Source organism: Streptomyces sp. NPDC060198 (assembly GCF_042728415.1).
GTDB lineage: Bacteria > Actinomycetota > Actinomycetes > Streptomycetales > Streptomycetaceae > Streptomyces.
In genome coordinates this window covers 1-9,314 of the sequence record NZ_JBHWZJ010000279.1, presented here as the reverse complement: position 1 = coordinate 9,314, position 9,314 = coordinate 1, and the positions used below count along the sequence as shown (strand labels likewise).

7 protein-coding genes are annotated in these 9,314 nt (G+C 73.2%); 6 read left to right on the top strand and 1 reads right to left on the bottom strand.

Features of this window, described 5'->3' with window-relative positions; genetic code table 11:
• Positions 1–254: 254 nt before the first annotated feature.
• Positions 255–593 carry a DUF5132 domain-containing protein gene (locus ACFWEP_RS26315; protein ID WP_387373479.1) on the bottom strand — a complete coding sequence of 113 codons (339 nt, stop codon included), beginning with the start codon at positions 591–593 and terminating at the stop codon, positions 255–257.
• 650 nt (positions 594–1,243) lie between these two features.
• Between ACFWEP_RS26315 and ACFWEP_RS26310 the strand changes: the two genes are divergently transcribed.
• From ACFWEP_RS26310 to ACFWEP_RS26285, 6 genes are all read left to right on the top strand, one after another.
• Positions 1,244–2,827, top strand: coding sequence for an ABC transporter substrate-binding protein (locus ACFWEP_RS26310; RefSeq protein WP_387373477.1), 1,584 nt, complete (start codon positions 1,244–1,246; stop codon positions 2,825–2,827).
• Positions 2,828–2,841: 14 nt separating this feature from the next.
• Positions 2,842–3,810: an ABC transporter permease gene (locus ACFWEP_RS26305; RefSeq protein WP_387373476.1), complete on the top strand. Its 969-nt coding sequence runs from the start codon at positions 2,842–2,844 to the stop codon at positions 3,808–3,810.
• A 2-nt stretch (positions 3,811–3,812) separates the two neighbouring features.
• Entirely contained in the window at positions 3,813–5,675 is a 1,863-nt protein-coding gene (locus tag ACFWEP_RS26300) for a dipeptide/oligopeptide/nickel ABC transporter permease/ATP-binding protein (protein WP_387373474.1), read from the top strand.
• Positions 5,672–6,463: an ABC transporter ATP-binding protein gene (locus ACFWEP_RS26295; protein ID WP_387373472.1), complete on the top strand. Its 792-nt coding sequence runs from the start codon at positions 5,672–5,674 to the stop codon at positions 6,461–6,463. Before ACFWEP_RS26300 ends, ACFWEP_RS26295 begins: the two co-directional genes overlap by 4 nt.
• Positions 6,464–6,734: 271 nt before the next feature.
• Positions 6,735–7,769, top strand: coding sequence for a 3-oxoacyl-ACP synthase III family protein (locus ACFWEP_RS26290; protein WP_387373470.1), 1,035 nt, complete (start codon positions 6,735–6,737; stop codon positions 7,767–7,769).
• Between the two features lie 153 nt (positions 7,770–7,922).
• Entirely contained in the window at positions 7,923–9,185 is a 1,263-nt protein-coding gene (locus ACFWEP_RS26285) for a glutamine synthetase (protein WP_387373468.1), read from the top strand.
• Positions 9,186–9,314: the final 129 nt, after the last annotated feature.

The following is a 9,314-nucleotide window of genomic DNA, read 5'->3' as shown; positions in this document are numbered from 1 at the left end:
GCCGTCGGGCGAGGGGCCGCCGCCGGGGCACGCCGGGCGGGGACGGGCGGGGCGTGCGCGCCCGAAGTCGGCCCCGCTGTTCCTGGTGGATCGGTGTGGGCGTCAGACGCGGTGCATCGCAAGACGGAGGAGCACCCGCACACGGGATGCACGCGGGACGTTCCGACGGCGCGGTGAGGTGCCGCGGCCGACGCCGCACACCCTCCAGGAATTGCGGGACGACCTTGGGCGGCGGCCCCTGTTCTTACGGTCCGTCAGTGGGACTTGCCGGCGGCGGAACCGGCGGTGGCACGGATCTTCGGGGTCCTCACGTCCCCCTCCGCTCCGTCCTTGGCGCCGCTCCCGGTGGCACGCTGGCCGACGACGGAGTGCCCCTCGGTCTCAGTGGCGGCGATCTGGGCGGCCACCACGTCGGCGGCCACTTCGGCCGCGAGGTCGTGGATGTTCTCCCCGGCCTCCTGAGCCGCCTTCTTCACCTCCATCACGATGCCGACGGACGTCTTGACGACTCCACTCACCAGCGGCTTGAGCAGGCGCTTGGCCAGGGGCGCGACGATGAGGCCGATCAGGAAGGGCGGGACTACTGGCGGCATGATTCTCCATCCTCTCCACGCATACGTATGACAGGGAACCCGGGCACGAGGAAAGCCGGAGCAATGCACGGCCGGGCGGGATTCACTCTCGAATATCCGGGACCCGCTTGGCGAATCGGATTCCCGGATGCCGGAACACACCATCCGATCCCGCGATCACCGTAGTGGAAACCCACCCGCCTGGACCAAGCAGCCCTCTTCTGTTCACTCGTGCGAGTGCTCATGAAACTTTCGCGTAACCCCTTCAATGCGGCACATCGAAAGCCATTTAATGCGATTAACCAATTAACCCCCTCGGTCAATGCGCCTTCGACGTTCCTTTCGATGCGCCGCTCCATGCGCCTTTCGACGTGCTTTTCCGTGCGCCGCTCCCTGCCACCCGACACCACGACCGCGGCGACGACGGCACTCCGCCCACCCGACACCACGACCGCGGCGACGACGGCACTTTGCCCACACGCCGCCCCGGGGGAGCGCCGAGGCTCCCGAACAGCCCCCGGCCCCCCGTACGGGTGAATCAAGATCGGCCGCCGCGTCGCCCCCCAACGGCTCCCGCCCCAGCCGACAGGCAGTTGGGGGCATTCGAACGCGCTTACCGCACAAGCCAGTTGGGTCATCAGGGCCCATCCTCCGGTGGCACCATGACGCCCATGCTCCGACGCACCCCACCGGTCGCCCTGGCCGCCGCAGTCGCCGTCGCGGCCGTCGCGCTGGGCGGTTGCGGCGGAGTCACCACCTCCTCGACCACCACCCCGCCGGTGATCCGCGGCACCGTCCGCATCGCCGCGTCCAGCGAGACGCCGAGCTTCGACCCGTACTCGGCCTTCGGCGCCTCCCAGTCCCGTTACGCCTACGACTCCCTGGTCAACCTCGCCCCCGACGGCACCCTGGTCTCCGGCCTGGCCACCTCCTGGCGGGCCACGGCCACCACGGCCGGCTTCACCCTCCGCCCCGGCGTCACCTGCTCCGACGGCACCGCGCTCACCCCCTCGGCGGTGGCCCGGTCCCTCACCTACGCGGGCGACCCGGCCAACCAGCTCGCCGGGGCCCAGACCGTCCTGCCGAACGTCCCGTTCCAAGCGAGCGCCGACGACCGTACGGGCACGGTGTCGGTGACCGCGGCCGCTCCCTTCCCGTTCCTCACCCGCACCGTCGGCCTGCTGCCGGTCGTCTGCCCCTCGGGACTCGGCCGGCCCCATGCGCTGGACCGCGTCACCGCGGGAAGCGGCCCCTACGTACTCACCCGCTACACCCCCGGCGGGCCGTACGAGTTCACCGTCCGCGACGACTACTCCTGGGGGCCCGACGGAGCGACGACCAAAGAACCCGGCCTCCCCGCGCGCATCGTCCTCTCGGTGGTGCCCCAGGCCTCCACGGCGGCGAACCTGCTGCTCACCGGGGGCATCGACATCGCGGGCGTGAGCGGTCCCGACCGGGCCCGGCTCACCGGACGCGGCCTGCACACCGCCGACGTGGCGACCGTGGTCGGGCTGACCTTCTTCAACCAGCGCCCCGGGCGGACGCTCCAGGACCGGGCACTGCGCCGCGCCCTGGTCTCCGCCCTCGACCGCCAGGGGCTCGCCAACGTCGCCGTCGGCGGCACGGGCAGCCCCGCCACCGACTTCGGCGCCGAGGGCGCCGTCTGCCACGCCGACCTCGCCGACGCCAACCTGCCCGCGCGGGACACCGCCCGGGCACTTCGGGCCGCCGGCTGGACCCGCGACGCCGGCGGCCCGCTCGCCAAGGACGGCCGACCGCTCCGGCTCCGCCTGATCACCAGCCCCGACCTCGGCCCGACCCTGGTCTCCGTCGCCGAGCTCATGGCCAGGGAGTGGACGGCGCTCGGCGCCGAGGTCGACCTGGTCACCGAGAGCCTGCCCGCCCTGGTCAACGCCATGTACCGGAGCGGCGACTTCGACGTGGTGGTCGGCAGCACCCCGGGGTTCGCCCTGCCGGTCGGCTTCGTCCCCTTCTTCTCCGGCCCCGCCCCCGCCCAGGGCCTCAACTTCGCGGGGGTGGCCAATCCCGAGTACGACGCCCTGGTCGCCGAGGCCCTCCGGGCGACCGACACGACGGGGTGCGGCAGCTGGAACCGTGCCTCCGCCGCGCTCTTCCGCTCGGCCGACGCGCTGCCGATCGCCCAGGGCCGAAGCGGCGTGTACGGCCACCGCACCACCTTCGCCACCACCTTCGGCGGCCAGATCGTCCCGACCAGCATCCGCCTCCACCAGTGACCCGGGGCCCCACCATGTCCGTACCCCAGCTGTTGCGGCACCCGTGGACCGTGTTCCTCGGCCGCCGCGGCGTCCGGCTGCTCCTCTCCCTCGGGGTCGTGGTCACCGCGTCGTTCGCGATGATCCGCCTCATCCCCGGCGATCCCGTCCGGGCCGCGCTCGGCGTCGACGCCGCCCCCGGCCTGGTGGCCGCGCGCAGGCACGCCCTCGGGCTCGACGCCTCCTTCCTCTCCCAGTACCGCCACTACCTCGGCGGCCTCCTGCACGGTGACCTCGGTACGTCGCTGGTCACCGGGGCGCCGGTCGCGGAACTGGTCCGCACCCGGTTGCCGGCCACCCTGGAGATCGCCGTCCTCGCCTTCCTGGCCACCCTCGCCGTCGCTCTGCCCGGCGGCCTGCTGGCCGCCGTCCGCACCCGTGACGGCCGCCGCCCGCGCACCGAGCTGGTGTTCACCGCCGTCACCGCGGGTCTGGCCGGGGTACCCGACTTCGTCCTCGCCGCCGGGCTCACCGCGTCGCTGTCGATCGGCCTCCACCTGCTCCCGGTGGCCGGGGCGACGGGAGCCGAGTCGTTCGTCCTGCCCGTCCTCGCACTCTCCCTCGCCCCCACCGCCGTGCTGCTGCGCATCGTCCGGGTGGAGGCGCTGAAGGTGCTGGAGGAGGACTATCTGCGCACCGCCCGCAGCAAACGGCTGTCATCCACGCGCCGCTACCTGCGGCACGCGGCACCGAACATGGCGTCCGCCGCACTCACCGTCGCCGGGAGCCTGCTGCCCGGTCTCATCGCCGGCACCGTGCTGGTCGAGAAGGTCTTCGCCTGGCCCGGGATCGGCTCCGCCATGGCACAGTCCGTGGTCGCGCAGGACTACCCGGTGGTCCAGGCCATGGTCCTGGTGCTGGGCACCGCCGTGCTGCTCGCGGGCCTCCTGGTGGACGTGCTGCTCGCCCTGCTCGATCCCCGCTCGGCGATTCGGGAGATGTGACCATGAGCCCCTCGTCCCGGCTTCCCCGCTCTCCCCTGGCTCCGGCCACCGCGGTCATGCTGGCGTCGCTCGTCGCGCTCGCGCTGGTGGGCCCGCTGGTCTGGGGGGCGGCAGCCGACCGCCCGGACCCCGCGGCCGTGCTCCAAGGCCCCTCCGCGGTCCACCCGTTCGGCACCGACGGCCTCGGCCGGGACCTGCTCGCCCGCGTCCTGACGGCCACCCGCCCCTCGCTGCTGCTCGCGCTGGGGGCGGTCCTGCTCGGCGCGACCGCAGGCGTCCTCCTCGGGGCGTGCACCGCCGTCCTCGGCCGTCGCGGGCGCCGGCTGACCGGCGGGCTGATCAACCTCCTGCTCGCCTTCCCGGCGCTCCTCGTCGCGATGTTCCTCGCGGTCGTGTTCGGCGCGGGCGCCACCGGGGCGGTACTCGCCCTCGCGGCGGCGGCCGTCCCCGGATTCGCCCGGCTCGCCCAGACCCTCGCCGCGGGCGTCGCGGGCACCGACCATCTGGCCGCGGCCAGGGTCCTCGGCCTGCGCCGCCACCGCCTGCTGTGGCGGCACGTCCTGCCCAACATCGCGGAGCCGCTGCTCCTGAGCGTCACCACGGCGGGGGGCACCGCCCTGGTCGCGCTCTCCGGACTGAGCTTCCTCGGCCTGGGCGTCCAGCCGCCCGGCTACGACTGGGGGCAGCTGCTCAGCCAGGGCCTCGACCGGATCTACGCCGAGCCGGTGCCCGCCCTCGCCCCGGGTCTGGCCATCCTCTACGCGGCCCTGACGTTCCAGCTGCTCGGCGAGGTCCTGGCCCAACACGCCGCTCGACGCGGACGGATGACGCGCGAACCAGCCCCGGTGCCCGCTCCGAGCGGCCCCGCCGAGGACGGGCTGGTCCTCCAGGTCGAGGACCTCACCGTCGAACTCGCCACCCCGAACGGCGCGATCCGGCCGGTGCGCGGTGTGTCCCTGTCGCTGCGTCCGGGCGAGATCGTCGGGCTCGTCGGTGAGTCGGGTTCGGGCAAGTCGCTCACCGCGCTCGCCGTCGCCGACCTGCTCCCGCACGGCGCCCGGGTGTCCAGGCGCACGCTGCGCCTGCTCGGGGCGGACCTCTCCGCCCTGACGCCGAAGGAGCGGAACCGGCACCTCGCGACGGGGCTGTCGATGATCTTCCAGAATCCGGCCTCGGCGCTCAACCCGTCCCTGCGCATCGCCACCCAGCTCACCGAGGCCGTCCGGGCCCACCGGGGCGCGAGCCGCGCGCAGGCGGCGGCGAAGGCCGCCGAAGCCCTGCGCCGGGTGGCCCTGCCCCCGGCACTGCTGCGCTCACGTCCGCACCAACTCTCCGGCGGGCAGCGCCAGCGGGTGATGATCGCCTCGGGGCTGATGGTGCGGCCGGGACTGGTCATCGCCGACGAACCGACCACGGCGCTCGACGTCACCGTGCAGCGCCAGATCATCCGGCTGCTGACCGACCTGCGCCGGGACACCTCCGCGGCGATCCTGTTCATCAGCCACGACGTCGCGCTCGTGGGCGAGTTCTGCGAACGGGTCCTGGTGATGTACGCGGGCACCGTCGTCGAGGCCCTGCCCGCCGGTCGCCTCGTCGAGGCGACCAGGCACCCCTACACCCGGGCCCTGGTCGCCTCGGTGCCGGACCTCACCGCCGACCGGGGCAGGCCACTGCCGACGGTCGCAGGCGCGCCACCCGATCCATTCGCACCCGTGGCGGGCTGCCCGTTCGAGCCTCGTTGCCCGCGCCGTCAGGACCGCTGCGCCGAGCAGGCTCCGCCGCTGGAGGACCTCGACGCCGGTCACCGGGTCGCCTGCTGGTATCCGGTGCCGGTGGCGGCCCCGACGGCGGTGAACGCGTCATGACCACGCTTCAGGTGATCGACCTCACCGTCCGCCACCCGGGCCCCCGTGACTCCCCCGCCGCGGTGGACGGTGTGTCGCTGGAGATCCCGTCGGGCACCACACTCGGTCTCGTGGGCGAGTCCGGCTCGGGAAAGTCCAGCCTGGCCGGGGCGATCGTCGGCCTCGTGCCCGTGCACGGTGGCCGGGTCCTGATCGACGGCCGCGAGGTCCGCACCCGTACCGTCCACGACCGGCGCCGGCTCGCCCGGCTGGTACAGGTCGTCCTCCAGGACCCGGACACCGCGCTCGATCCTCGTATGACGGCGCGCCAGACGCTCGTCGAGGCCGCCACGGTCTTCCGCCGGCTCGACCGGGCCGCCCGTGCCGAGCGCGTCACCGAACTGCTCGACCTGGTGGGACTGGATCCCGGGCTCGCCGATCGCCTGCCCCGGCAGTTGTCCGGCGGCCAGCGCCAGCGAGTGGCCCTGGCCCGGTCCCTGTCCGTGGAGCCCGGCCTGCTGATCGCCGACGAGATCACCTCGGCACTGGACGTCTCGGTGCAGGCCGCCGTCCTCAACACCATGCGTGAACTCCAGCAGCGGCTCGGGCTCTCCATGTTGTTCATCGGCCACAACCTGCCTGCGGTCTGCCACGTCTCGGACGCCGTGGCGGTCATGCGGCACGGGCGGATCGTCGAAGTCGCGCCCACCGGGACGCTCCTGCGTGCGCCGAGCCACCCGTACACCCGGACGCTGCTCTCCTCCGTCCCCTCCCTGCGGACGCCCCTGCCCGGGCAGAGGTCGTCATGACCCCCGGACATCCGGACCGCGGTGGCCGTCACACCGTATTCCCGCGCGCGGCACGGGACGCGTTCCCAGGAATGGACCGTCAAGCGGTCGATCACTTCATCACGCCGTCGAATGACGGCGTGATCCGATGAGCTGAACCCGTGGGGCGGTGCGGAGACTTCCGATCCGACGCCCCGATCGTCTCCTGCCTCATGACGAACCCACAGAACGAGGAACAGAGAATGGAAATGATCCGAGAAGCACCGACGGCCCCCGGGCGGAGCGCCGTGGCATGACCGTCGCCCTGGACCAGACTCTTTTCCACCAGACCGGCACGGGTTTGTCCGTACCGTTCGCCATCGCCGGGACGGGAATCCACCTGCCGCCGGCGGTCGTCACCAACCGGGAACTCACCCGCACCCTGGACACCAGCGACGAATGGATCACCAGCCGCACCGGAATCCGCGAACGCCGCCGGCTGGCCCCGCACCTCGCGACCTCCGACATGTGCGTGGCCGCGGCCCACCCGGCTCTGGAAGCCGCCGGCATCGAGCCCGCCCGGCTGGACGCGGTCATCGTCGCCACCTACACCTGGGACCAGCCGCTCCTGTCGACCGCGCTCATCGTCAAGGACGCCCTCGGGGCCCACCGCGCTCTGTCCCTGGACGTCACGACAGCCGCCTGCGCCTCCGGCATCCAGGCCATGCTGATCGCGGCCCACCTCCTGCAGAACCCCTCCATCACCACCGTCCTGCTGCTCGCGGCCGACTGTGCCTCCAGGGTCACCGATCCCACCGACCGCACCACCGGTGTCTTCTTCGGAGACGCCGCGGCAGCCGTCGTCCTCACCCGCACCGACACCCCCGGGGCCGGACTGCTCTCCTACGACCTGGGCTCCCAGCTGTCCTACGCCGTCCAGATCCCCGCCGGAGGCTCCCGGGTGCCCACCAGCAGCGCCACCGTCGCCGCCAAGGACCATTACCTGTCCATGGACGGCCGTGCCGTGTGGGACGCCGCGACCACACGTCTGCCCGAGAGCATCACCAGCGCGGCCCACCGCGCCGGCGTGCCCCTCGACCAGGTGCGGCACTTCTTCCTGCACCAGGCCAACCTGAACATCCTCAACGCGGCCATGGCCGTCCTGGGGATCCCCCGCGAGCGCGCTCCCGTCACCGTCGACCGGCTGGGCAACACCGGATCGGCCGGTGTGTTCACCGCTCTCCACACCGCCGTCGCGGAAGGCTCCCTGCTCCCGGGAGACACCTATGTGCTGTCCGGCATCGGCGCGGGTTTCCAGTGGGGAAGCCTCTGCCTCCGGCACGCCTGACCTGCCCGCAACGCCACTGTGGATGCGGGGGGTGGTGGAAGTCCGTCAGCCCCGGGCGAGGTGTCGTCACCTCACGGCTCCCGCCCTCACGGACGGGTGAACTCCCGCTCCGCCGCTGGCGATCGGGCCGCCGCGAACGTCAGCATGGACGGCATGACCACCACGAACTCGCGGGCCGAACGGGCCGCTCAGGCCCGGGCGGCCGTAGTCCAGCTCGCCGCCGGCGGAATCGACGGGGTGGTGTTCGGCTGGGTCGACAACGCAGGGCTCACCCGGGTGAAGTCGGTCCCGCTCCCCCAGCTCGAACACGCCGCCGAGCACGGTGTCGGCGCCGTCCCCTGCTTCGATCTCGCCCTGGTGGACGACTCGTTCACCACCACGGCTTCGAGTGCCGGCCCGATGGGCGACCTCCGGCTCGTCCCCGACCTCGACCGGCTGACCCCGCTCGCCGCCCAGCCCGGCTGGGCGTGGGCCCCGGCCGACCGTTACACCCAGGACGGCACCCCGCACCCCGGCTGCCAGCGCGGCTTCGCCCGCCGGGCCACCGAGGCCGTGGAGCGCCGCGGGCTCTCGGTGCTGGCCGGGATCGAGATCGAGTGGGTGGTGGCCGACGCCGCCGGAGCCCCCGCGACGTCCGGGCCCGGGTACGGGATGACCCGCTTCGTCGAGCGCTCCGACTACCTGCGGGAGGTGCTTCGCGCCCTCACGGCGCAGGGCCTGACCGTGCTGCAGCTCCATCCCGAGTACGCCGCAGGGCAGTTCGAGGTCTCGGTCGCCGCCGACGGGCCGGTCGGGGCGGCCGACACCACGATGCTGGTACGCCACACCGTCCGGGCCGTCTCCGCCCGGCACGGGCTGCGCGTCTCGTTCGCGCCCGTCTTCACCGAGGGAGCGATCGGCAACGGCGGCCACCTCCACCTCAGCCTCTGGCGGCAGGGCAGGAACCTCGCCCACGGCGGCCCCGGCCGTCATGGGCTGCACCCCGAGGCCGAGCACTTCCTCTCGGGGGTGCTGGCCGAGCTGCCCGCCCTGCTCGCCCTCGGTGCGCCCGGGGTCGCCTCCTATCTGCGCCTGGTTCCCTCCCACTTCGCCGGGGCGTACCGCTGCTGGGGCCTGGAGAACCGCGAGGCGGCGCTGCGCCTGATCACCGGCTCGGGCGCCGGGCAGGCCAATGCCGAGGTCAAGTGTTTCGACGCCGCCGCCAATCCGTACCTGGCGGTCGGCGGGGTGCTGGCCGCCGGTCTCGCCGGGCTCGACGCCGGTATGCCGCTGCCACCCGAGACCCGCAGCGACCCCGCCGCCCTCGCGAGCGCCGAGCGCCTTCCGGCGAGCCTGCCGGAAGCGTCCGACGCGTTCGAGAAGTCCGCACCCCGTAGGCGTTGCCGATCCGCGCGTGGATCTCCCGGGAGGCGGTGAAGTCGGTGACGGCGCCCGCCAGATCGCCCGTCTCCGCCTTCAGCAGCCCCTGGAACTCCAGGGCCGAGGCCCGCAGCCGGTCCTCCTCGAAGCTGGTGCCGAGGGCCTGCGCGGCGTGCACCGCCCGGT

Bases quoted from the DNA above. Each gene is read 5' to 3' on its own strand.
- ACFWEP_RS26310 (WP_387373477.1), top strand. From the start codon at position 1,244: ATGCTCCGACGCACCCCACCGGTCGCCCTGGCCGCCGCAGTCGCCGTC.
- ACFWEP_RS26290 (WP_387373470.1), top strand. From the start codon at position 6,735: ATGACCGTCGCCCTGGACCAGACTCTTTTCCACCAGACCGGCACGGGT.
- ACFWEP_RS26300 (WP_387373474.1), top strand. From the start codon at position 3,813: ATGAGCCCCTCGTCCCGGCTTCCCCGCTCTCCCCTGGCTCCGGCCACC.
- ACFWEP_RS26295 (WP_387373472.1), top strand. From the start codon at position 5,672: ATGACCACGCTTCAGGTGATCGACCTCACCGTCCGCCACCCGGGCCCC.
- ACFWEP_RS26285 (WP_387373468.1), top strand. From the start codon at position 7,923: ATGACCACCACGAACTCGCGGGCCGAACGGGCCGCTCAGGCCCGGGCG.
- ACFWEP_RS26315 (WP_387373479.1), bottom strand. From the start codon at position 593: ATGCCGCCAGTAGTCCCGCCCTTCCTGATCGGCCTCATCGTCGCGCCC.
- ACFWEP_RS26305 (WP_387373476.1), top strand. From the start codon at position 2,842: ATGTCCGTACCCCAGCTGTTGCGGCACCCGTGGACCGTGTTCCTCGGC.